Annotated in this window: 20 protein-coding genes; 11 read left to right on the forward strand and 9 right to left on the reverse strand. The window is 61.1% G+C overall.

Translation table 11 applies throughout. The annotated features are described in order from the left end of the window. Positions 1 to 18: 18 nt before the first annotated feature. The 6 genes from E5J99_RS08020 to E5J99_RS08045 all read left to right on the forward strand — a co-directional run bounded on the left by E5J99_RS08020 (position 19) and on the right by E5J99_RS08045 (position 5,976). Positions 19 to 1,713: a M28 family peptidase gene (locus E5J99_RS08020; RefSeq protein WP_135497198.1), complete on the forward strand. Its 1,695-nt coding sequence runs from the start codon at positions 19 to 21 to the stop codon at positions 1,711 to 1,713. 108 nt (positions 1,714 to 1,821) lie between these two features. Next, positions 1,822 to 3,198, forward strand: coding sequence for a LutB/LldF family L-lactate oxidation iron-sulfur protein (locus tag E5J99_RS08025; RefSeq protein ID WP_135497199.1), 1,377 nt, complete (start codon positions 1,822 to 1,824; stop codon positions 3,196 to 3,198). Between the two features lie 88 nt (positions 3,199 to 3,286). After that, entirely contained in the window at positions 3,287 to 3,493 is a 207-nt protein-coding gene (locus E5J99_RS22230; RefSeq protein WP_210114414.1) for a helix-turn-helix domain-containing protein, read from the forward strand. Beyond that, positions 3,490 to 3,816: a HipA N-terminal domain-containing protein gene (locus E5J99_RS08035; RefSeq protein ID WP_135497200.1), complete on the forward strand. Its 327-nt coding sequence runs from the start codon at positions 3,490 to 3,492 to the stop codon at positions 3,814 to 3,816. Before E5J99_RS22230 ends, E5J99_RS08035 begins: the two co-directional genes overlap by 4 nt. Then, a complete protein-coding gene (locus E5J99_RS08040) occupies positions 3,816 to 4,859 on the forward strand; it encodes a HipA domain-containing protein (protein ID WP_135497201.1) in 1,044 nt (347 codons plus the stop codon). Before E5J99_RS08035 ends, E5J99_RS08040 begins: the two co-directional genes overlap by 1 nt. Positions 4,860 to 4,923: 64 nt before the next feature. After that, complete coding sequence (locus E5J99_RS08045; RefSeq protein ID WP_135497202.1) at positions 4,924 to 5,976, forward strand: hypothetical protein; 1,053 nt, start codon at positions 4,924 to 4,926, stop codon at positions 5,974 to 5,976. Between the two features lie 64 nt (positions 5,977 to 6,040). Here E5J99_RS08045 and E5J99_RS08050 read toward each other — a convergent pair whose 3' ends face one another. The 4 genes from E5J99_RS08050 to msrB form a co-directional block, all read right to left on the reverse strand. Beyond that, positions 6,041 to 6,766, reverse strand: coding sequence for a GAF domain-containing protein (locus tag E5J99_RS08050; protein ID WP_135497203.1), 726 nt, complete (start codon positions 6,764 to 6,766; stop codon positions 6,041 to 6,043). Positions 6,767 to 6,859: 93 nt separating this feature from the next. Beyond that, entirely contained in the window at positions 6,860 to 7,759 is a 900-nt protein-coding gene (gene sdaAA, locus E5J99_RS08055; RefSeq protein WP_135497204.1) for an L-serine ammonia-lyase, iron-sulfur-dependent, subunit alpha, read from the reverse strand. Positions 7,760 to 8,049: 290 nt separating this feature from the next. Further along, on the reverse strand, positions 8,050 to 9,312 hold the full coding sequence (locus tag E5J99_RS08060; protein WP_135497205.1) for a T9SS type A sorting domain-containing protein: 1,263 nt from the start codon (positions 9,310 to 9,312) through the stop codon (positions 8,050 to 8,052). A gap of 188 nt (positions 9,313 to 9,500) precedes the next feature. Beyond that, complete coding sequence (gene msrB / locus E5J99_RS08065) at positions 9,501 to 9,965, reverse strand: peptide-methionine (R)-S-oxide reductase MsrB (RefSeq protein WP_135497206.1); 465 nt, start codon at positions 9,963 to 9,965, stop codon at positions 9,501 to 9,503. Positions 9,966 to 10,520: 555 nt separating this feature from the next. Between msrB and E5J99_RS08070 the strand changes: the two genes are divergently transcribed. After that, complete coding sequence (locus E5J99_RS08070) at positions 10,521 to 12,035, forward strand: NAD(P)H-hydrate dehydratase (RefSeq protein ID WP_135497207.1); 1,515 nt, start codon at positions 10,521 to 10,523, stop codon at positions 12,033 to 12,035. A 382-nt stretch (positions 12,036 to 12,417) separates the two neighbouring features. Here E5J99_RS08070 and E5J99_RS08075 read toward each other — a convergent pair whose 3' ends face one another. The 4 genes from E5J99_RS08075 to pafA all read right to left on the reverse strand — a co-directional run bounded on the left by E5J99_RS08075 (position 12,418) and on the right by pafA (position 17,119). Beyond that, entirely contained in the window at positions 12,418 to 13,311 is an 894-nt protein-coding gene (locus E5J99_RS08075) for a UbiA prenyltransferase family protein (protein ID WP_135497208.1), read from the reverse strand. 67 nt (positions 13,312 to 13,378) lie between these two features. After that, complete coding sequence (locus tag E5J99_RS08080; RefSeq protein ID WP_245318803.1) at positions 13,379 to 14,062, reverse strand: DUF6766 family protein; 684 nt, start codon at positions 14,060 to 14,062, stop codon at positions 13,379 to 13,381. A 417-nt stretch (positions 14,063 to 14,479) separates the two neighbouring features. Continuing rightward, positions 14,480 to 15,052: an inorganic diphosphatase gene (locus tag E5J99_RS08085; protein WP_135497209.1), complete on the reverse strand. Its 573-nt coding sequence runs from the start codon at positions 15,050 to 15,052 to the stop codon at positions 14,480 to 14,482. A 351-nt stretch (positions 15,053 to 15,403) separates the two neighbouring features. Next, positions 15,404 to 17,119, reverse strand: coding sequence for an alkaline phosphatase PafA (pafA, locus tag E5J99_RS08090; protein WP_135497210.1), 1,716 nt, complete (start codon positions 17,117 to 17,119; stop codon positions 15,404 to 15,406). Between the two features lie 243 nt (positions 17,120 to 17,362). Here pafA and E5J99_RS08095 point away from each other — a divergent pair, with 243 nt between their 5' ends. From E5J99_RS08095 to E5J99_RS08115, 4 genes are all read left to right on the forward strand, one after another. Further along, the gene (locus E5J99_RS08095; RefSeq protein ID WP_135497211.1) at positions 17,363 to 18,091 is read left to right on the forward strand and encodes an HAD family hydrolase; all 729 of its coding nucleotides are present in this window, start codon (positions 17,363 to 17,365) and stop codon (positions 18,089 to 18,091) included. A gap of 397 nt (positions 18,092 to 18,488) precedes the next feature. Then, positions 18,489 to 19,031, forward strand: coding sequence for a GNAT family N-acetyltransferase (locus tag E5J99_RS08100; protein ID WP_135497212.1), 543 nt, complete (start codon positions 18,489 to 18,491; stop codon positions 19,029 to 19,031). Positions 19,032 to 19,372: 341 nt separating this feature from the next. Beyond that, entirely contained in the window at positions 19,373 to 20,005 is a 633-nt protein-coding gene (locus tag E5J99_RS22025; RefSeq protein ID WP_167852042.1) for a hypothetical protein, read from the forward strand. Between the two features lie 438 nt (positions 20,006 to 20,443). Then, positions 20,444 to 20,869: a hypothetical protein gene (locus E5J99_RS08115; protein ID WP_135497215.1), complete on the forward strand. Its 426-nt coding sequence runs from the start codon at positions 20,444 to 20,446 to the stop codon at positions 20,867 to 20,869. A 101-nt stretch (positions 20,870 to 20,970) separates the two neighbouring features. Here E5J99_RS08115 and E5J99_RS08120 read toward each other — a convergent pair whose 3' ends face one another. After that, positions 20,971 to 21,168 carry a hypothetical protein gene (locus E5J99_RS08120; RefSeq protein ID WP_135497216.1) on the reverse strand — a complete coding sequence of 66 codons (198 nt, stop codon included), beginning with the start codon at positions 21,166 to 21,168 and terminating at the stop codon, positions 20,971 to 20,973. Positions 21,169 to 21,390 lie beyond the last annotated feature (222 nt).

Genomic DNA, 21,390 nt, shown 5'->3' on the forward strand with positions numbered 1-21,390 from the left:
CCCAACTTCACCGCTTTTATGAACAAACCCTCCCTCTACACGCTGCTGCTGGCTGCGTGCTGCGCTACGACTGCCATGGCGCAGCAGGCTCCCGAAAAAATCAAGGTCAAGCACAAGCGCGGCAAGACGGAAGCCCCGGCTGCTACCACCGCTACCGACGTGACGCCGCCGCCAACCCGGCAGGCCCCCGAGGAAGCCGACTGGGCCAACGTGTACGGCACTACCATCACCCAGGCCGACCTGCGCGAGCATCTCACCATTCTGGCTTCTGATGCTTACGAAGGCCGCGAAACCGGCGAGAAAGGCCAGAAAATGGCCGCCGATTATATTTCCAAGCAGTTTAAGGCGCTGGGCCTCACCGGGCCGGTGCCCAACTCCGACAACCCCTACCTACAGCACTTCACCATGGAGCGCTCTACCTGGGCCGACGGCGCCACGCTGAAAGTGGGCGGCCAGTCGTACAAGTGGCTGACGGATTTTTACGCCTACGGCAGCTCCCCTTTCCAAACGGAAACCACCGTTCAGCCCATTTTCGCCGGCTACGGCATCGAGCAGGACGGCTACTCCGACTACGCGGGCCGCGACGTGAAGGGCAAGGACATCATCGTATTGCTGGGCGAGCCGCTGAATGCCGACGGCAAGCCGTTGCTGGGTAAAGATGGTCAGGGCAGCAAGTGGGGCATGGATTTTCGGGCTAAAGCCAGCCTGGCCGCGCAGAAAGGAGCCCGAAGCGTGTTCTTTGTCGATGCGTCTTCCAGCAGCAACTTCGTCAAAGCGGCCGCCCGCATGGCTCCCTACATGAGCCGCCCCACCGTGTCGTTTCTGGATAGCAAGGAAACCGCCCGCTCCGCCTTTTTTGTGTCGCCGGCCGTGGGCTACAAGCTGCTGAACGCCACGGCAGCCAGCATCAGCAAGTACCAGAGCGACGTGACGAAAGCCGGCAAGCCAGTGGCCGGCACCTTTAAGCCCGCCAAAATCACGATTAAAGCACCCAAGAAAAAGGAGCAGTTTACGACCGAAAACGTGCTGGGCTTCCTGGAAGGCTCCGACAAGAAGGATGAAATTCTGGTTGTGTCGGCTCACTACGACCACATCGGCATCATCAACGGCGAGGTGCACAACGGGGCCGACGACGACGGCTCGGGGACGGTATCGGTGCTGGAAATGGCGCAGGCCTTTGCCAAAGCCAAAACCGAAGGCCACGGCCCGCGCCGCAGCATCCTGTTCATGACCGTGACGGGTGAGGAAAAGGGCCTGCTGGGCTCGGAGTACTACACCGACCACCCCATCTTTCCGCTGGAAAAAACCATTGCCGACCTGAACATCGACATGGTGGGCCGCACCGATAAGGACCACGAGGGCAAAGCCGACTACGTCTACGTAATCGGCTCCGATAAGCTCTCGTCGGAGCTGCACGCCATCAACGAGGAAGCCAACAAGAAGTACACCCAGATTGACCTCGACTACCGCTTCAACGACCCCCAGGACCCCAACCGCTTCTATTACCGCTCCGACCACTATAACTTCGCCAAGCACAAGATTCCGGTGGCGTTTTACTTCAACGGCGTGCACGACGACTACCACGGCGCGGGCGACGAAGTAGAGAAAATCGAGTTTCCGAAAACGGAGAAGCGCGCCCGCCTCGTGTTCTTTACGGCCTGGCAGCTAGCCAACCGCGACAACCGCATTGTGGTGGACTCGAATAAGCAGTAGCCGTTTTTGCGCCCTGCGTAGAGCGTGGCAGTGGATGAAAGTAATCTGTACTTCATTCACTGCCACGCTTTATATTTGTTTATACCCTGACTGCCAACACCTACCGCTATGACCACGAAAGCCGCCCAATTTCAGACCGACTCCGACACCAAGGCCTTTGACCTGGAGCACCGCCGGAAGATTCGCTTCAACATCGGCAAGTATAACGTGGCCGTGCAAACCGGCCTGGGCTGGTACCAGGACCACGAGCTGGCGCGGGAGCGGGCGTCGTACCTCAAGGCCAAGTCCATCAACAACCTCGACCACTACCTGCTGGAGTTCGAGAAGAATTTCACCCGGCGCGGCGGCAAGGTAATCTGGGCGCAGAACGCGGAGGAAGCGCTGACCGAAATCGGCAAAATCATGCAGCGCAAGCACGCCCGCTCGGTAGTAAAGGCCAAGAGCATGACCACCGAGGAAATTCATTTGAACCACTACCTCGGCAAAAACGGCATCGACTCGATTGAAACTGACCTGGGCGAGTTCATCGTGCAGCTCAACGGCGAGCGGCCCTACCACATCGTGACGCCGGCCATGCACCTGAGCAAAAAGGACATTACCGATATCTTCGTCAAGCACCTCAAAATAGAGCCCACCGACGACGCCCAGCAGCTGGTGCTTACGGCCCGCCACCTGCTGCGCGGCAAGTACACCACGGCCGAAGTAGGCGTGACGGGCGGCAACTTCCTGCTGGCCGACATCGGCGGCATTGCCGTGACTGAAAACGAAGGCAACGCCCGCTTGTCGGCTACTTTCCCGAAAACCCACATTGCCATCGTAGGCATCGAGAAGGTGATTCCCAGCGTGCATGACCTGGATTTGTTCTGGCCGCTGCTCAGCACCAGCGGCACCGGCCAGCAGGTCACGGTCTACAATACCATTTATACCGGCCCACGCCAGCCGCTGGAAAAGGACGGCCCCGAGGAAATGTACGTGGTGCTGCTCGACAACGGCCGCACCAACCTGCTGGCCCAGCCCGACAAGCGCGAGGCCCTGCACTGCATCCGCTGCGGGGCCTGCCTGAACGTGTGCCCGGTGTATAAAAACATTGGCGGCCACACCTACGAGGCGACTTACTCCGGCCCCATCGGCTCCGTGATTACGCCCCACCTTTCGGGGCTGGAGGAAAACAACCACCTGAGCTTTGCCTCGTCGCTGTGCGGGGCCTGCTCCTCAGTGTGCCCGGTGAAGATTAACATCCACAACATTCTGCTCAAAAACCGCCAGCAGAGCGTGGCAGCCGGCTATTCAGATAAGGAAGAGCAGCGCGCCATTGCGCTATGGCTCTACGGTATGAAGCACCGCTGGCTGTGGGATATGGCCCCCACGAGTGGCAAGAACTGGGTGCTGAGCCGCCTGCTGGGCGAAACCGGCTGGAACAAGCGCCGCGAGGGGTTGCAGATTGCACCCAAGTCGTTCAAGCAGCTGTGGAAGGTGCGGGGGTAAGGATCTGCTACGTAATATTTTACTACATTTAACAAATAATGTCAATTATAGACTTCTTTTAGTTAAAAATCGGTAAAATATTACTCTTTTGGTTTCACCTTCTGACATAGCTGATTCAATCTATAGGCACCGCCAGCTGCTCCGGCTTTCCCAGGCAGAGCTGGCGGAGCTGGCGGGCGTGTCGCACAGTTTTGTTACGAAACTGGAGGCGGGCAAGGCAAATCCAGGATTGAAACAGCTCAACCAGCTTCTGGATGTTCTCGGTTTATCGTTATCTATTGTTCCCAAAATATGAAACCACTAGCGGCCGAAGTGCTTTATAATGGCGTGGTAGCCGGTATTTTACGCCGCACGACCAGCCAGTTTTCATTCCGCTACGCACCAGAATATGCGACCGGCACACTACCAGCCATCAGCCTGACGCTACCGAAGCGGGACGGCGCTTTCGTTTCGCCGGTGTTGTTCAGTTTTTTCTCCGGCTTGCTGGCCGAAGGTATAGCCAAACAGATTCAGTGCCGGGAGTTGGGCATTGATGAGCAGGACGAGATGCTGCGCCTGGTAAAAACGGCCCACTCGGAAACCATCGGCGCCATCACCGTACGCGAAATTTCGGCTTAATGAGTCCTACCAAAAAATCCGCTTACTGCGCGGGCTGCTACCGCCGACTTACCAAACAGCAGCCCGATTTCTGTGCCAGCTGCCAGCGGGAGCTTTTCGGCGGGGCCGCGGTGTCGGCGGTGCTGGCCTTTTCGCCCCCGAAGCAAGCCACGCCCAAAGAAGCCCTGCGCTACCGCGAGCTGACGCGCCAAATGTCAATGTCGGGTGTGCAGGAGAAGTTTTCCGTGCGGCTAGCGGCCGGTACTGCAGCGCTGGAGCTGACTAACGCCGGGGGCCAGTACATTCTGAAGCCTATTCCCAGTATCAACGTGCATCCGGAAGCGGTGCCCGCCAATGAGCACCTGACGATGCAGCTGGCCCGGCAGGTATTCCGGTTGCCTACGGCTGCTTGTGCGGTGTTGCGTTTTGCCACGGGCCAACCCGCATACCTCACCCGGCGCTTCGATGTGCAGCCCGATGGCCGCCGCCTGTTGCAGGAAGATTTTGCCCAGCTGGCCGGACGCACCCAGCAGCAGCACGGCCCCAACTACAAGTACGATTACAGCTACGAGGAAATGGGGCAGGTAATTCGCCAGGCCTTGCCTGCCACCTACCTGCCCGAGCTAACGGCTTTTTTCCAACTCCTGCTGTTCAATTATCTGGTAGGTAACGGCGATGCTCACCTCAAGAACTTTTCGCTGCACCGCACCCCTCACGACGAAGCCTACCACTTCACCCCGGCCTACGACTTGCTCAGCACCAAGCTGCACTTTCCGGACGAGTCGGATACGGCAGTGCCTCTTTGCCCCGACCCAACCAACGATCCGCCCGCGTTTGATGCCTTGGGCTTTTATAGTCACGACAACTTCCTGGAGCTGGGCCGCCGCCTGGGCCTGCCCCTCTCCCGCGTGCGTCGGCTGCTGGCCGATATTGTGCAGCACGAAGCCAAGATTCAGGCGCTGATTGACCGCTCGTTTTTACCACCCGACTTGCAGGCCCGCTACGCCACCGTAGTGGCCGAGCGCCGGCAGCGGCTGCGCTATTCACTGGCCGCGGCGGGCTAACCATTCCGGGCGGTAGGAGTAAAAAGGCACAGCGGGCACGGTGCCACGCGTTTGCGTATTCTCTATGCTCGATTTTCTGCTGCGAGGCGTCGCTTTTCTGGGCGGGGCTTTTCTGGTGCTTACCACCATTCTGTCGGCTATCCGGTCGTTTGTGCTGCCGCGCAACGAGTCGGTGCTGATCAACAACTGGGTGTTTATGCTCACCCGGCATACGTTTAGCTTCCTGGCGGCCCAACGCAATACCTACGCCGCCCGCGACCGGGTAATGTCGCTCTACGCGCCCGTGTCGCTGGTAATGCTGCCCGTTGTGTGGCTTATTCTACTCTCGTTTGGCTACACGGGCATGCTGTGGGCTGTGGGCGAGGGCAGCATCACGACCAGCTATATTCTTAGCAGCAACGCCCTGCTCACCCTGGGCTCGGTGAAAGCCGCCACGGTTCTGGGTAGCATTTGCACATTTTCCGAAGCTACGTTTGGCCTGCTGCTTATTACGCTGCTCATTTCCTATCTACCCACTATGTACCAGGCCTTCACCCGGCGCGAGCTGGTAGTGGCCCGTCTGGAACTGCGCTGCGGCACCAACCGGACCGCCACCGAGCTCATTCTGTGGCTAAACCGCACCGGCTCCCTGGCCGACGATGGCCCGCAATGGGAAACCTGGGAAGAGTGGTTTGTCGAAATTGAGGAGACCCACACGTCACTGCCGATTCTGTCCTTTTTCCGCTCGCCCCAGCCGGGCCGTTCCTGGGTAACGGCCGCGGGGCTGATTCTGGAAGCCTCGGCCGTTATTATCAGCACCGTCGATCAGAAGCGCGACCCACAGATGGAATTATGCTTCAAGGCCGGCTGCATTGCCGTCAACCGCGTGGCGCGCTACTTCCAGGAGCGCGCCCGTGCCGAGCCCGCCGTACCCTTGGACGACAACAACCCCATAGAAGACCCGACGCGCATCGATTTCCTGCATACCTACGATCAGCTTTCGGAAGCCGACCTCGTGCTGTGTGCCGACCGGGAAGAGGCCTGGCAGAAGTACCAGGAGTTGCGCGTCCGCTACCGGGAGGCCATCCAGTTCTTGGCCAAGCTCACCATGTCACCCGATCTGAAGTCGATTGGCTAAGGGTACTGTAGCGCGAACGGTGTAGTAGAGTGGTATACATTTTCTGGGCCGCTGCCTACGTGCCTCAACGGAGGGTAGCAAGGGCCGCCGTGGTTTGCACATCCAGCAGCTGCACCACTAGGTTGGCCTCTTCATCCAGCGACTTCCGGTAGCTCAGGGCTGCTGGCGTACCGGGTGTTTCCCACCGGGCCAGCTCGGCCAGGGTGCCCAGGCGGGTGAGCGACTCGTCGAGGCGTAGGTAGAGCCGCAGCCAAGTGGCACTGGCCTCGGCCAGCGGGCGGTCCAGGGCCAGGCGCAGGCGCAAATCGAGCATCTTCATCACCACGTCGGTCAGCGAATGCAAGCGGGTTTGTTCCTCATCCGTTAGCGTGCGAGCCTCCCGGTCGATGATGCATAACGCCCCGATAGAGTAGCCGGTTTCGGTGCGCAGCGGCTGGCACGCGTGAAACCGTAACTGCAAGTCGGCGGCCACACCGGGCTTGGTGAGCTTGCACGGCTCCCGGAGTAAATCTTCGTGGATGAGCAGCTCATCCTTCAGAATGGCCACTGCGCATACATGTTCGGTGCGGGGCACATGCTCGGCCCCGGCCAGGCCAAAGTTGGCTTTAAACCACACGCTGTCTTCATCCACGAATGAAAGCAGGGCAATAGGTACGTCAAACAGCTTGGCTGTCAGGCGGGCTACTTCGTCGAATACGGCGTCGGGGGCGGTGCCCAGCACCCGGTAAGGTGCCAAAGCCTGCAGCCGCAAGGATTCGTTGGCCGGCAGCAGAAAATCGGGAGTAGGCATAGGCGGTAGATAGGCAGCGCGGCCAGATCAATAGTGGTCCGGCGGACAGGAGGCAATGCAGCAGGCGGCCCACAGCGGCTCACGGCATCAGCTCTAGTCTTCGTCGGGCAGAATATTGACATCCTGCACCAATACCATTTTCTCGATCTGGCGGCCGCGGGTGGTATTTGCTAAGCCGCCCAACGCTGTTTCCTTGTAGCGGGTTTCCATGCTTTGGCCTACTTCCCCCAACGCCGCCACGCACTGGTCTACCGGAATAACGGGGTCGACGCCGGCAATGGCAATCTGGGCCGAGGAGAAGGCAATGGCCGCCGCCGAGGCGTTGCGCACCACGCAGGGCACTTCCACCAGGCCCGCTACCGGGTCGCACACCAGGCCCAGCATGCACTGAATGGTAATGGCCACGGCCGCAAACACATAATCGACGCTGCCGCCGAGGCAATACACGATGGCCCCCGCGCCCATAGCGGCCGCACTGCCGGTTTCGGCCTGGCAGCCGCCCACGGCCCCGGCCAGGGAGGCGTTCTGCTCAATAATAAGCGCAATGCCGGCCGCAACGAGCAGGCCTTCCAGAATCTTGTGGTCGTCGAGGCGGTGCAGATCCTGAATCGTGACCAGCACGCCTGGCAGGATACCGGAAGCACCGGCCGTGGGGGCCGCCACCACGCGCCCCATGCACGAGTTCACCTCTTTAGCGCCCAGAGCCCTGGTAATGAGCTGCTTGAATTCGGGTGAAAGCACGGTGATGGGCGAGGCCGCTATTTTCTTGGCACCGTTGTTAATCATGCCCGAGCGCGAAGTCATGTCCTCGGTAAGACCGGTTTTGACCGCGTCGCGCATCACATCGTAGGCCCGTTGCAGACCGGGCCAGATGTCGGCCTCAGTTCGGCCCTTCTGCTCGATTTCGTAGTCCAGCACGGGCTGGTAGAGCGGCTCGCCGGTGGCGGCGCAATGGGCCTGCCAGGAAGCAAAATCGGTGAAGAGCAAGGACATGATGGGCGGGGAAGTAGGGATAGGGATGGGAAAGCCTCGTTTTGGAACACCAGTTCGACAATTGGAACATCAGTTCGACAAGCAGAGTGCGGCAGTGATTGGCAATTTCGCTGTTTTTGCCCATACCTTCCGCTTACCGCCTACGCCGCGCACTCACTTTAAACGCGGCTCGACCACGTATCGCCGTATTTCTCTCGGAAGCCAGCTTATCGTACACAATCTGCTTTAGCCAACAGACGCGGTTATTACTCCTGAGAGCACCGGCCGCACCAGGGTAACCGCCGTCGTCTTTACTGTACCACCAGACGAGTTTGCCCCGTGCAGGCCCCGGCCCGCAGGCGCACCAGGTAGAGGCCGCCGGGCAAGGCCTCAGTAGGCAGACTCACTTGCGTCGCGCCCATAGCAGAGAGTATGGTGGTAGCCACCTGATGCCCGGTAGCATCCAGGATATCAACTGTTGCCGCAGTAGCCGAGGCCGGCAGCTCATAGTGCAGCACGGCTTGGCCCTGCACCGGATTGGGCGACACCGCCAGAGAGACGCGGGTAGTGGCCGCTGCACGCACACTGGTTATCTGGGTGTAGGTATACAGGTCGCGGTAGCCATCCTGGAAGCTGGTGCCGGTCCAGTTCTGCCCGTGTTCTGACAGCAGGTTGCCCTGCGCGTCATAGGTGTACAGGTTCTGCGCCCAGGTACGCCAGGCGATGCCGTTCCATTCCTCAATCAGCTTTGTAGCCAGATGCCCGACCGCGTCGTACTGATAGGTATCACGGTGGAAATCCTGCAACAGACCGGTGCTACTGGCAATCTGCTGGCTGCGGGTTTGCTGAACGTTGCCCTGCGAGTTGTAGGTGTAGAATATTTTGTTGCCAGACTGCCAGGCACCAGTGGCATCCAGCCGCTGGTAGTCAAAGACTTCCAGCTGCCCCTGGCTGTTATAGATGTAGAAAACCTGTTCATAGGGTTCAAATACGCCGCTCGACGAAAGGCTTGCCGTGAGAAAGTGCGTTAGCTGCCCGGCAGCGTTGTAGCTCAAGGTGGTTCGTTCTTGCAGGAGCCATGTCGGGTTGCCCTGATTCAGGAACCAGTTGACTTGGGTCCGCTGACCATTGGTATAGGTGTAGGCGTAGGCCCAAACGCGTTGCTCGGCCATGGGCCGGTCAAGAATCAAAAGCGTATCGGACACGGGCTGCGCGCTGGCGTTGTAGCGCCGAAGAGTCTCACTGAACCCCTTCCACGCGGCATCAACCCACAGTTCGCTCCTCAGGCAGCCATACAGAGTGGAGGCGCCGTAGCGTGAGTACAGATTGCGGTATTCATTCTGCCAGCTGTTAGTGCTGGCCATGTAGCGTTGCCACAGGCGCTGTTGCAGCTGCGCCACGGTAGTAGCACGCCGGCCCATCGGCACCAGCATTTCCGGCTGCGGAATGCCGACGGTTTCCAGCGAGTGGAGAGGCTTCGGGGTTTGAATGTTGGTCTGGGCCTGAGCCGGGAGCGTCAGGCAGCTGAACCAGCAAGCCAATAGGGCAAAGCATTTCAGCGTAACGTGTTGCATAAGAGTAGATAAGCAAGAAGTCTCAGGCCCGAATAGTAGGATGCAGGGTCGAAGGTAGCGGCCTCACCGCTCTCAACCCAGTGCGCCACGAAACGGGTGGGCAATTCGGGCATAAAAACGGCGGCCGGAACAGGTCCGGCCGCCGCTCAAATAATTGGTGGGATAACTAGCTGATTGCCCCAGCCAGCCTATTCTACTATTTCCTTGGCTTCCGTCACCAGCTTAATGGAGGCCGAGTTGATGCACAGCCGCAAGCCGCCCGGAGGCGGTCCATCGGGGAAAACATGGCCCTGATGCGCGTCGCAGGCGTTGCACAGGGCCTCCACGCGGGTCATGCCGTAGCTGGTGTCCTTCTTGTACTTAATGGCGTTGTCTGTTACCGGCTGCGTGAAGCTCGGCCAGCCCGTACCCGACTCAAACTTAGTGCGCGAATCGTAGAGCGGGGTGCCGCAGCACACGCAGGCATACAGGCCCAATTCGTGGGCCTCGCAGTACTCGCCCGTAAAGGCGCGCTCGGTGCCGTGCTGACGCGTGACGTGGTATTGCTCGGCGGTGAGCTGCGCCTTCCACTCGGCATCGGTTTTCTCAACTCGCTTATCGGGGGCCGGGCTGCCATTGTTGGCCAGCCGGATAACGTCGTTCCAGGTTTGCATAAAAGGTTGGGTTGGGGTCGAAGGTAGACAGGTCAGTTTTGTAGCAAACGTGGTGAGCAGGCCGGAAGTTTTTCCCGATTGACGCACAGAAGTTACTTCCTCTACCCTCGCAACGGCGCGGCAGTAGGCCGTTTGGGCCTCGGGTCCGTTACTGGCGGTGAGCGGCCGCGCCGACAGTTATTTACTGTGCTGTATAGAATCTTGCCGGACCAGTGGCAGCACAGGTTATTTTCTTCGCTTATCGTTCGGCCACCTGCTGCACATCCACACTCAAAAGGTGTTTGAGGCATTAAAAACGGTCATGCTTCGACTGCGCGGACGCCAGACAGAGCATGACCGGTCCAGATTTTTTTTGCTACCTCAAACAGCTTCTTAAGTGGTCGTGCAGAAGTAAGCGTATTGAATTTAGAACGTCATGCTGAGCTTGTCGAAGCATCTCTACCGCGCATGTACTCCAGTCAGAAGGGTTAGTGACGCAGTAGAGATGCTTCGACAAGCTCAGCATGACGACCTTTTTTTGCTACGATTACTTTTGCGCGACTACTTAGTCACACTATGAAAATTCTCACCGCTGCCCAAACCCGCCAAGCCGATGCTGCTACTATTCGGGAGCAAACCATCACCTCGGAAGCCTTGATGGAACGCGCCGCCACGGCTTTCACCGGGTGGCTGATGGCCCGGCAGACACCGGCTGAAGCGGGCGAAATCCTGGTTTTCTGCGGGCCCGGCAACAATGGCGGCGACGGGCTGGCCGTGGCCCGCCTGCTGCACCAGGCCGCGTACCACGTGCAGGTATACCTCTTGCCCGCCGACCGCTATTCCCCGGACTTCCAGGCCAACCAGCGCAGCTTGCCGGCCACCGTGCCCCGCACGACGCTGGACGCGGCGGCCCTGCCCACTATTGCCGTGGACGCGCTGGTCATCGACGCACTATTCGGCACTGGCCTGTCGCGGCCCCTGGCGGGTGTGGCCGCCGCCGTAGTGGCCCACCTCAACCAGGCGCGGGCGCGCGTCGTGGCCATCGATATTCCCTCGGGGCTGTTTGCCGACGCGCCCCAGCCCGCCGATGCGCCCGTTATGCGGGCCCGGCACACCGTGGGCTTCGAGCTACCCAAGCTGGCTTTTCTGCTGCCGCAAAACGCGGCCTTTGTCGGCCAGTGGCCGGTCGTCCCGATTGGCTTGAGCTCACAGTTCTTGGCACAGGCCGCAAGCAAGCTGTATTTCGTGGATGCTGCTTTCCTGGCTGGTCGCCTGCCTCGGCGGGCCACGTTTGGGCACAAGGGCACCTACGGCCATGCACTGCTGCTGGCGGGCAGCCGGGGTAAGATTGGCGCGGCACTGCTGGCCGCGCAGGCCTGCCTACGGAGCGGCGTGGGTTTGCTGACGGTGCGCACGCCCGCCTGCGGCTACGATGTGCTCCAAACTGCCGCTCCCGAAGCCATGGCCCTCACCGACCCTTCTTCCGATTACCTCAGCGAGCTGCCGGATCTGAAGCCGTATTCAGCCGTCGGCATTGGGCCGGGAATAGGGCAGGCAGAGTCGACGAAACAAGTGCTGACCCAGCTGCTACGGGAAGCCCAGGTGCCGCTCGTGCTGGATGCCGACGCGCTGAACCTGCTCGGGGCCGACCCAGGGCTGCTGGCTCTGCTGCCCGCTGACTCGGTACTAACGCCGCACCCCAGGGAGTTTGAGCGCCTCACCAGCCCAGCCCGCGACGACTACCACCGCCTGGAGCTGCTGCGCGCTTTTTGCCACGCCCACGGCTGCTACGTGGTACTGAAAGGCGCTTACTCCTGTTTGGGCACGCCCACCGGCGAGCTATACTTCAACAGCACCGGCAACCCCGGTATGGCTACTGGTGGCAGTGGCGACGTGCTTACGGGCGTGCTCACGGCGCTGCGCGCCCAGCAACTACCGCCACTCGACGCGGCCCTGCTGGCCATGTATGCCCACGGCCGCGCCGGCGACCTAGCGGCCCGCAACACGGGGCAAGCGGGCCTGGTGGCGGGCGACATTACGCAGTTTCTGGGTCCGGCTTTTGAGGAGCTGACAACGTCAAAAACGTTTTGAGCAGCACTCTGTAGCAGTTTCATACTACCTGAGCGAGGTAGAGACGCCTACTGACGTCTCGCGTTGAACGGCTAAGCGCGGGTTTGGCGTTTTTAGCGCGGTTTTGGATTCCGTGTACAGAGCAGCAGTAGCGCGAACTTTGTAGTTCGCGTCTCCGCGCTGATAATACGACTGCGAACGGCGCGGCGACGCGAACTACAAAGTTCGCGCTACTAGCCATGGACCCCGAAAACGCTGTAAAAACGCCAATTCCGTCATGCCTGCTCTGGCATCCGCTTATCGAGGCAAGACGTTCCATTGAGTACGCTTACAGCTGCGCAATCGGGGGCAATGGTAGTGGAGGGGCGCGACGGTACCGGCGGAAGGGGTGGGCGACGACCAGCTATGCCGCCCAGTACACGGCCAGAAACTGCGCTACCATGAGGCCGTCGGCCAGCAGAGCGAAATAATAATCGGGGCGGGTTTCGTCGGCAAACCACACGATGAGACCAGTGAGGAGCGTGGGCAGGGTCAGAATCAGGAGCTGCACGGGCGCCAGGCCCGGCGGAATGAGCAGGCCTGATACAACCAGGCACAGCAGCGACAAAATTTTGGCCGCCCGGATGCCGAAGATTCCCGGGAAAGTGCGCGTGCCGCCGAGCAGGTCTTTGGTATAGTCCCGGATATCGAACACAAACGTCAGGGCCAGAATAAAGAAGAAGCGGCGGCCGAAGAGCATCAGCACCACCGGGGCCAGCAGCGGTTTGCCCAGGTACAGGGCCGGCACCCACACCGTGATGGCCGCCCAGACGTAGGCAATCAAAAAGCCCTTCAGCAGCGGCAGGTCGCGCAGGGCGCGCCAGTGGCCCCGCACCTTCAGCACCGGAAATGAGTAGAGCAGTGAAATAGCGGCCAGATGCCCCAGAAACAGCGTTAAGTGCTGCCAGCCGTCGAGCCAGAACAGCAGCGTGGCCAGGGCCAGGGCCACCAGCGCCAGCCCAAACAGCCCACGCCGGTGTTGTATCAGCCACAGCTTGCGGCCCGAAAGCACGGCCTGCTGCCGAAATTTGTAGGGCAGCACGCTGTCGATGTTGTAGAGAAACAGCGTGGCCGCGAAAATAAGCGCCGCCAGCCGAAACGGAATATCGACGCGCCAGAACAGAAAGGTGGCCCAGGTGAGACTGGTAGCCGCCGCCGCCACCAGCATACTGCTGTACAGAATGGCATCGGCCCAGCGCCGGAGGCCGGTGAGGAAGGCGGGAACGGCGGCCGCTGGTTTGTCGCTGACTTCGCGCATGGCTCCGGGCGTCGGGGAAGAACACGGAAAGCCCGCCGCCGCGCCCTAAAGATAGAGCGTGCGCCCCTTACTCGCCCGTTTCGTCGTGGCTGGCATCCACGGGTTTCGACTGCGGCGAGCCGTGCTGGCGCAGAAAAACGGACAGCCCCACAATAGCCACGATGGACAGAAACTCGCTCTGCCAGTTCTGGAGCGACTCGAACCAGAACCGCGACGTGACCAGGTATTCCACGGTCGTGAGCTGGGGCTTGCCGTGCTGCTGCTGCTCGATGTTGTACACAATAGCCCCGCCCTTGGCGTGCAGCCACACCGAGCCCACGAACAGCAGAAAGAAGACAATAGTCAGGGATTTTTTGTAGAGCCACAGCCACGGACCGCCCCACTTCACCGGGCCGGGCGCATCGGGCTTGCTGGGGTCGGGCTCCTGGTCTACAGCCTCCTCCTCGTACAGCTTTTTGGACTCGGAGGAGCCTTTTTGGCGCAGCCAGATGGTGAGCAGCACAAAGAGACCCATTTGTAGAAACTCGCTTTCCCAGTTCTCAAACGTCGCTTCCAGAAAGTGTCCCGACGTGAGGTATTGCCCCAACGACAGCGGCAACAGCCCCAACTCCTCCAGGTCGCCGTTGTACTCGTGCCAGCCGGTCAGGGCCTGGCCTACCATGGCGGCCAATACCAGTGCAGTGCCCACGAGCAGCAGGCTGTTTTCGTAGAGGAAGCGGAGCACCGGCGAGGCGGAGGGCTGTTTGGGCATGGCCTCCCTTACGTAACGCCCTCCGGATTTGGTACACCCGAGCCCCGGCTGCCCATGCCGCCCGCGTGCAGCAGCACGCCCCTGCCCGGCGTAGTCGTTGCGGAGCGTTGCCGGTACTTGCGCGGCATTAAAGTAGACTTGTTCCTGAATAAAGCGAAACGAAAAAAGAACGTCATGCTGAGCGCAGTCGAAGCATCTCCACCGCTTCGTTGCACGACTTGGACGAAGCGGTAGAGAGGCTTCGACTGCGCTCAGCATGACAGCCAAATTTTAGCATCGGTTCCTAATTTAGGAACAAGTCTAGTGTGTAGGATTTTGCTTTTCGTGTCCTGCTGAGCGCAGCCGAGGCACACCAAAAAGCCCCGCCGACCAGTCTGGTCGGCGGGGCTTTTTGGTGTGCCTCGGCTGCGCGGTGGCTTAGAGCTCTACGCCCGCCGATTTCTCCACGCCGTTCGGGTTAAACGTAGCGTTGTAGAGCTTCACGCTGTCCTCGATGATGCGGTAGGCATCTTCGCGGCCCATAAAGCGCTCCACAGTCACTTGCTTGTGCTCCAGGGCTTTGTAGTCTTCGAAAAAGCGGCGCATTTCCAGCAGCGTGTGCGGGGGCAGGTCGGAGATGTCGTTGTAGTGGTTCACCGAAATATCGTTGGCGGCCACGGCAATGATTTTGTCGTCTTCCTCGTCGCCGTCAATCATCTGCATCACCCCAATTACCTTGGCATCCACGAGGCACATCGGTACGATGTCGACGGAGCAGATTACCAGAATGTCCAGCGGGTCTTTGTCGTCGCAGTAGGTTTGGGGAATGAAGCCGTAGGCGGCTGGGTAGTGCACGGCCGAAAACAGCACGCGGTCCAGCTTGAGCATGCCGCTGTCTTTGTCGAGCTCATACTTGCCTTTCGAGCCCTTGGGAATTTCAATGATGCCGTTTACAACCGTGGGGGCGTTTTCGCCGCGCTCCACATCGTGCCAGGGGTTAAAATGAGTCATTATGGTACTGAGAAGTGTGAATGTTATACGTTGATTGTCAGGCGTTGGCAGGCGGGTGGGCCCTACGCCGGTTTTGCTTAAAGCGTGTGTGGAATTTTACGTTTCGGGTCCTGCTCCATCTGGCGTCTGCTGGTTTTTTTATACCATAGACTTGTGCCTGAAGTAGGAACTGACGCTAAAATATGGTTGTCATGCTGAGCTTGCCGAAGCATCTCTACCGCCAAACTAGCCTGATTACTTTGGCGGTAGAGATGCTTCGGCAAGCTCAGCATGACGTTCTTTTGACTTTCTAAACAGCTTCCACTTGTTGATAAACAACTACAGAGCGAGACTGACACGTTCTTCTGCGCATCACTTTTTAGAAAGAACTTCCAGCAGCGGCTGGCCGGTGCAGCCGTTGGGCTCCTGCAGGTGCAGCCAGCGCGCCAGCGTAGCCGCAATATCGGTGATGTTGGCCGGCGCGTTCGATTCGCCGTGCTTCACGTGCCAGCCCCAGAACACTAACGGCACATGGGTGTCATAGTTATTGAGCGAGCCGTGGGTGGTGCCTTTATTCACCGGGTAGGCATACGATTCGAGCCAGCCCGGCTCCAGCACCAGCATCACGTCGCCGCTGCGCTTGGGGAAGTAGCCGTTTTCCAGGTACATCAGCATGCCGCTCTCCCAGTGCGACTTCTGCAGGTCGTCGGCCGTGATGGCGCGGGTGACGCCAAACAGCGTGGTGGCAATATCGACCACCTCGTCCTGCACCAGCCGCAGATTAAGCTGCTTCTGGGCAATGAGCGGCCGGTTGAGGTACACCTGCTGATTTTCGTAGCTCAACACCCAATTGCCGGCCCCGTGGCGACGCACCAGCGCCTGCTGAATAGAGTCGCGCATGAGGCGCGGCCCCACCGAGCCGGCCGGCAGCCGGTGGGCCTTCATAAACTCGGGCGACTGAGCCGCCGCGTGGTCGGCCGACAGAAACACCAGCACCTGGCCCTTGCCCACGGTGGCGTCGAGGTATTTCAGCACGCGGGCAATATCCTGGTCGAGGCGCAGGTAGGTGTCCTCGGTTTCGATGGCGGTGGTGCCAAACTGATGCCCCACGTAGTCGGTCGAGGAAAAGCTCAGGGCCAGAAAATCGGTCGGGCCGCGCTGGCCCAGCTGCTCGGCCCGCACGGCTTCGAGGGCAAAGTCGGCCGTGAGCGAGTTGCCGAAGGGCGTGGAGCGAATCAAATCCAGGTTGCGCGGAGTGGCTACCGGCGCTTTCTCGCCTTCGGCTTTCAGGGCACCCTGCACGGCGGGCGGCGCGGCGGCGCTCAGCGCGGGCAGGTCATGCGGAAATACGGGCTTGGCTTCGCCCCGAAACGTCGATTCCCAGGCCACGTCATCGGCCGTGCTTTCCGTGTATTGGCCGATGGGCAACAGCGTTTCCCAGGGCTTGTCGAGGTAGCGGGCGGCCCGCTGCTCCCCATTGAAGGTAGCGACCCACTCCGGCAGCGTATTCTGGTAGAAGGTGCTGGTGATGAAGGCCCCGTTGGCGCCGTCGTACCAGTAGGCGGCAGTGGCGGCGTGGCCGGCGGGCAAAATCGAGCCCCGGTCCTTGATGCACACCCCGATTACCTTGGCCTCGAAGTTGGTAGCCAGCCGCAGCTCATCGGTGATGGTGGTGGTCAGCATGTGGCGCGGCGACTGTTGGCCCGCTGCCGCCGAGCCGCCCACGGCCTGCACCGTTTTATCTTCCGTTACATAGGTGCCCTTGCCTTCCTCGCGCACAAACCAGTTGTTGCCCACAATGCCGTGCATGGAGGGCGTAGCGCCGGTATAGATGCTGGCGTGGCCCGGCCCGGTATAGGTGGGCACGTAATTGTAGTGGGTATTTTCGTAGCTGAAGCCCTGGCCCAGCAGCCGCTTAAAGCCGTCGTTGCCATACTTGTCCCAGTAGCGGTACAGATAGTCGTAGCGCATCTGGTCCACCACGATGCCGACTACCAGCTTGGGGCGGTCCAGGGGCTTGGCTTTCTTCTGGGCGAAGGCGGGCAGCGACAGCGCGGCAACCCCCAACAGGAACAGGCTCTTTTTCAAATCGGTAGCGCGTTTAGTCGATCCGCTCCCGGCCGGGGTAACTCCGAGCCGGCACGAGCGGCCGCAAAGGTAACAGCCGGCGCGCTACTTCGCGGCCCGGCCAGCCAAAATAGCCGGGTAGGCGTACAGCCACCTGCGGGTAGAGACGCGCCCCTTCGCGTCTCAATCGTTGCGGTCGTTGCCAGGAGTATCGTTCAACGCGGAGACGCGAAGGGTCGCGTCTCTACAATCGTTCTTTCCCACATGCCTGCTTCTCCCCCTCCCTACGCCCTCATCTTCGACATGGATGGCGTGCTCATCGACAACACGGCGTATCAGGCCAAGGCCTTTCAGCTGCTGTTTCGCGAGCATGGCCTCACCACCAATGCCCGCCAGCTCCTCAAGCGCCTCAACGGCATGCCCGCCACCACTGTTCTCAAAACCGTGTTTCGCCACCCGGTGCCCCCAAAGCAGCTGGAGGAGTATGCCGCCCAGCGCGAGTTCCTCTACCGGGTGCTGTACTGGGACAAGCGGCGCGAAACGCCGGGTCTTTCCGGGTTTCTGGCCGCCGCCCGCGCCGCCGGCTTCCGCATAGCGCTGGGCACTGGCTCGGCCCCGGAAACCATTAGCTACATCCTCGACCACCTGAACCTGCGCCGCTTCTTCGACGTGGTGGTGGGGAAGGACGACGTGAAAAACGGCAAGCCCCACGCCGATACCTTCCGCGTGGCGGCCCACAAGCTGGGCGTGCCGCCCGAGCGCTGTGTGGTGTTCGAAGATGCGCTGCTGGGCGAGCAGGCCGCCTACCGGGCCGGCATGCGGGTGGTGGCCGTGAGCAGCGGCCTGCGGCCCGAGCAGTTTCAGGCCCCGCTACGGGTAGTTAAGGACTTCACGGAAATCACGCCGGCGCAGGTGCGGGAGCTGCTGGCGCAGCACCCCGAAACGCCGAAGCCCAGCAAGGAAATGGCTAAGAGGCACTACATGAAGCTGTAGCAAAGTCCCGGGCGCTTTCGTCGCCCGCTGCTTATCGGCTGCTCAACAACAGAAGCTGTAGCCCGGCAAGGCAATGCGCCAGAAGCATCGTGCAAGACGCATATCTTAGAGCGGTTTCGGATTCCGTGTACACAGTTCGCGCTACTAGCTATTGCCCCCGAAACCGCTCTAAGCTGCGTCTGTAACGCATAAAACGGTCAGCACGGTGTAGAGACGCGACCCTTCGCGTCTCAATCGTCGCGGTCGTTGCCAGGAGTATCGTTCAACGAGGAGACGCGAAGGGTCGCGTCTCTACACCGTTCCAATGGTCTTGGCGCTACCTTGAGCAGCTTCTGAGCAATGGGCTCTTCCCTGCCCCTACGCCTCCCCACCGATACCCTACTTACATTTTCCTGGTATGCTTCCTTTCGCTATTCAACCCAGCCTGGAAACCGACACCGTAGTGTTGCTTCCGCTGCAAGAGGCCGACTTCGCCGAGCTCTATGCCGTAGCCGCCGACCCCGCAATCTGGGAACAGCACCCCAACCAGAACCGCTGGCAGAAGGCCGTATTCACTACTTTTTTTGAGGGGGCCATGCGCAGCGGGGGGGCCTTCAGAATAGTAGACAAGGCCACGGGGGCCACCATGGGCAGCACCCGCCTCTACGACTACAACCCCGAGGACAACAGCATCCTGATCGGGTACACGTTTTATGGCACCCGGTACTGGGGCACAGGCATCAACCAGACGGTGAAAATTCTGCTGCTGGACTACCTGTTCCAGTTCGTGGACACGGTGCGCTTTCATATCGGGGCGGGCAACGTCCGGTCGCAAATCGCCATTCAGCGGCTGGGCGTCACGAAGGTCGCCGAGCTGGAAATGGCGTATTATGGCGAGCAGTCCAAGCTCAACTTCGTGTATGAGGTGAGCAAGCAGACCTGGGCCGCGCGCACCACCTGAGCCGCCCGGCGGCGGCCCCGGAGCCGGTGCCCCTCTGGCCTTGCGCCGGCCGAACACAAAGGCAGCTTCGGCCAGCCTGGCCCGCTCTCCTGTTAAGCTATTTAGAAAGGACAGTAGAACGTCATGTCTCGAACAACTTTCTAAACAGCTTCACAGGAGAGCGGCAGCTACTCCATCAGCAGGCGCACGGTTTGCGCGCCGGCCCGCACCACGTACACGCCCGCGGGCAGCATGGCCGGCAGTTGCCCCCAGGTAGGCACCCCTCCTATTTTTACCAGGGCTGTCTACCTACACAGGTAGGCAGCTACCAAAGTTTTACCCAGGGTGCCTACCTTGCCGGCATGGCCGTTCCCTCTCCTGCTTTTGACCTTAGCCTGACGGCCGCCGTGCGGGCGCACCTGGGCATTTCGACGCGGCAGTTGGCCCGCTACCTGGGCGTGTCGATGGGATTTGTGACGCATGTGGAGGCGGGCCGCAAGGGCTTGCCGCCCGCGCTGGGGCCGCGCCTGCTGTGGCTGGCCCGGCTGCTGCCGCCGCCGTTGGGCCAGGGGCCGCCCGCGCTGCCGCCCCCGCCCGCCCCCTACGATCCGCTGCTGCCCCTGCCCGCCCCCGACCCGGCCCTGGCCCCGGCGCTGCCCACCGCTGCCCCGCCCGCCCCCGAGCCGCTGCGCCGCCGCCTGCGCGACGTGCGCCTGCGCCTGCTGGTGGTGGGCCGGGAGCTGGCCCGGCAGCAGGCGCTGGCCGCCGCCCTGGCCCACCGCCGCGCCGGCCTGGCCCAGCTGCAAGCGGCCCCCGCCCCACCCGAGCCCACCGAAGCCGCCCACTACGCCCGCTGGCGGCACGAGCTAACCGCCGACCTCACCCGCGACGAGCCCGACCCGGCCAGGGCCGCCGCCGCCGGCCACCTGCTGGTCGCCCGCGTAGCCGGCCTGCGCGCCGAGGCGGCGGCGCTGGGCGGGGTGCTCATGCCCTAGCTACCTCTCCGCGGCCTCGTCTCCTTTCCAGCGCCTCACCCCCCCGGCCCCCTCTCCGAACAAGAGAGGGGCACCGGCTATGCCCCGGACGTTGGGCTCCCCCTCTCATTTTCGGAGAGGGGGCCGGGGGGTGAGGCGGCTTGGTCGCGCCGTTTGTACGCTTCCTGATGGCTGACCACTTAGAGCCTGTCCGAATAGGAAAAAGAGAACGTCATGCTTCATCTAGCGTCCGCTTGTCGAAGCAGGACCGCCTATTCGGATAGGCTCTTAATCGTCGCGGTCGTTGCAACGGCTGTCGTTCAGCACTGGCACCTGAAGTGTGGCGTCTTTGCCGCGCATCAGCCTGGTTGCTACAGAACTTCTCAGCCTGCAGACAATAGCCGGCAGGCCTGCCCGTTACCTTCCCGGCAACTCTGCCACCTTATCTATTTCAGTTATATGCCGTTTCCAGTAACATTACTCCGTACCAAAGCCGAGTGCGACGTCGCCCTCACCGCCCTGACCCGCGAGCTGCGCGAGTTCACCCTCAACGACCAGGTGCTCGATTTGCGCGCCGATAAGTCGGCGGAGCGGGCCAGCGACCGTACCGCGGCCTTGCAGCAGGCTCAGGCCGAGGTGACGCGCCTCACCCCGCAGGTAGCCGACGCGACGCCCGGCACCCGGGAACACCGCTTCCTCGACCGGCTGCTCACCCAGGCCTCGCGCCGGGTGCAGGACCTGAGCCTGCCCCCCGCCCCCGGCTCGCAGACCCCCGCCGATGCCTTCCTGCAAGCCGTGGATGTGCGCCAGGTAGCGGTGCAGGTGCCCGAGCTGGAGGCAGCCATTGCCGAAGCCACCGCCCACCGCGCCACGCTGCCCGCCTAACCTCACCCCGCTATTCTACCCCTATTCGCAACGCCAAACGGCCCGCTTCCTCCCCGAAAGCGGGCCGTTTTGGCGTTGTGAAAAGGAAGCGGTACGGCTACTTACGCCCCCACCGGGCCAGCGGGCAGGGCCACGCCGTAGAGGGCAACCACGGCGGCATCTGTTTGCGCCTCCAGGGCGGCGGTGTCGGCGGCGGCGTTGTGGGCTTTGGCCGCCAGAATCTGTTGCACCAGCCCGGCAATGTGGGCCTGCTCCTCGGCCGTGGCCGCGGGGATGGGGAGTTGTCCGATGTAGCTCATTTTCATTCGCAGGTAGCCATTCATCACCTTATCACAAACGCTGTTAATAAAGAAGGCGGCAGAATCTGAATTAAGGACACCAAGCAGGAACATGCTATAGCAGATTCGTGAACCATGTATCCTTATCGTTTGCCGGCTTGTGTGTGATAGCCGCAGTGGTCAAACCAGTTCCGGGCGTCCCGGCTGGTAATGCAGTCGATAGCCTGAGAGAGGGCCTGTTTG

This window comes from Hymenobacter elongatus, assembly GCF_004745955.1.
GTDB lineage: Bacteria > Bacteroidota > Bacteroidia > Cytophagales > Hymenobacteraceae > Hymenobacter > Hymenobacter elongatus.

What these genes read in the sequence shown, in the direction of transcription:
- E5J99_RS08020 (WP_135497198.1), top strand. Translation starts at nt 19, where the DNA reads ATGAACAAACCCTCCCTCTACACGCTGCTGCTGGCTGCGTGCTGCGCT.
- E5J99_RS08025 (WP_135497199.1), top strand. Translation starts at nt 1,822, where the DNA reads ATGACCACGAAAGCCGCCCAATTTCAGACCGACTCCGACACCAAGGCC.
- E5J99_RS08035 (WP_135497200.1), top strand. Translation starts at nt 3,490, where the DNA reads ATGAAACCACTAGCGGCCGAAGTGCTTTATAATGGCGTGGTAGCCGGT.
- E5J99_RS08040 (WP_135497201.1), top strand. Translation starts at nt 3,816, where the DNA reads ATGAGTCCTACCAAAAAATCCGCTTACTGCGCGGGCTGCTACCGCCGA.
- E5J99_RS08045 (WP_135497202.1), top strand. Translation starts at nt 4,924, where the DNA reads ATGCTCGATTTTCTGCTGCGAGGCGTCGCTTTTCTGGGCGGGGCTTTT.
- E5J99_RS08050 (WP_135497203.1), bottom strand. Translation starts at nt 6,766, where the DNA reads ATGCCTACTCCCGATTTTCTGCTGCCGGCCAACGAATCCTTGCGGCTG.
- sdaAA (WP_135497204.1), bottom strand. Translation starts at nt 7,759, where the DNA reads ATGTCCTTGCTCTTCACCGATTTTGCTTCCTGGCAGGCCCATTGCGCC.
- E5J99_RS08060 (WP_135497205.1), bottom strand. Translation starts at nt 9,312, where the DNA reads ATGCAACACGTTACGCTGAAATGCTTTGCCCTATTGGCTTGCTGGTTC.
- msrB (WP_135497206.1), bottom strand. Translation starts at nt 9,965, where the DNA reads ATGCAAACCTGGAACGACGTTATCCGGCTGGCCAACAATGGCAGCCCG.
- E5J99_RS08070 (WP_135497207.1), top strand. Translation starts at nt 10,521, where the DNA reads ATGAAAATTCTCACCGCTGCCCAAACCCGCCAAGCCGATGCTGCTACT.
- E5J99_RS08075 (WP_135497208.1), bottom strand. Translation starts at nt 13,311, where the DNA reads ATGCGCGAAGTCAGCGACAAACCAGCGGCCGCCGTTCCCGCCTTCCTC.
- E5J99_RS08080 (WP_245318803.1), bottom strand. Translation starts at nt 14,062, where the DNA reads ATGCCCAAACAGCCCTCCGCCTCGCCGGTGCTCCGCTTCCTCTACGAA.
- E5J99_RS08085 (WP_135497209.1), bottom strand. Translation starts at nt 15,052, where the DNA reads ATGACTCATTTTAACCCCTGGCACGATGTGGAGCGCGGCGAAAACGCC.
- E5J99_RS08095 (WP_135497211.1), top strand. Translation starts at nt 17,363, where the DNA reads ATGCCTGCTTCTCCCCCTCCCTACGCCCTCATCTTCGACATGGATGGC.
- E5J99_RS08100 (WP_135497212.1), top strand. Translation starts at nt 18,489, where the DNA reads ATGCTTCCTTTCGCTATTCAACCCAGCCTGGAAACCGACACCGTAGTG.
- E5J99_RS22025 (WP_167852042.1), top strand. Translation starts at nt 19,373, where the DNA reads ATGGCCGTTCCCTCTCCTGCTTTTGACCTTAGCCTGACGGCCGCCGTG.
- E5J99_RS08115 (WP_135497215.1), top strand. Translation starts at nt 20,444, where the DNA reads ATGCCGTTTCCAGTAACATTACTCCGTACCAAAGCCGAGTGCGACGTC.
- E5J99_RS08120 (WP_135497216.1), bottom strand. Translation starts at nt 21,168, where the DNA reads ATGAGCTACATCGGACAACTCCCCATCCCCGCGGCCACGGCCGAGGAG.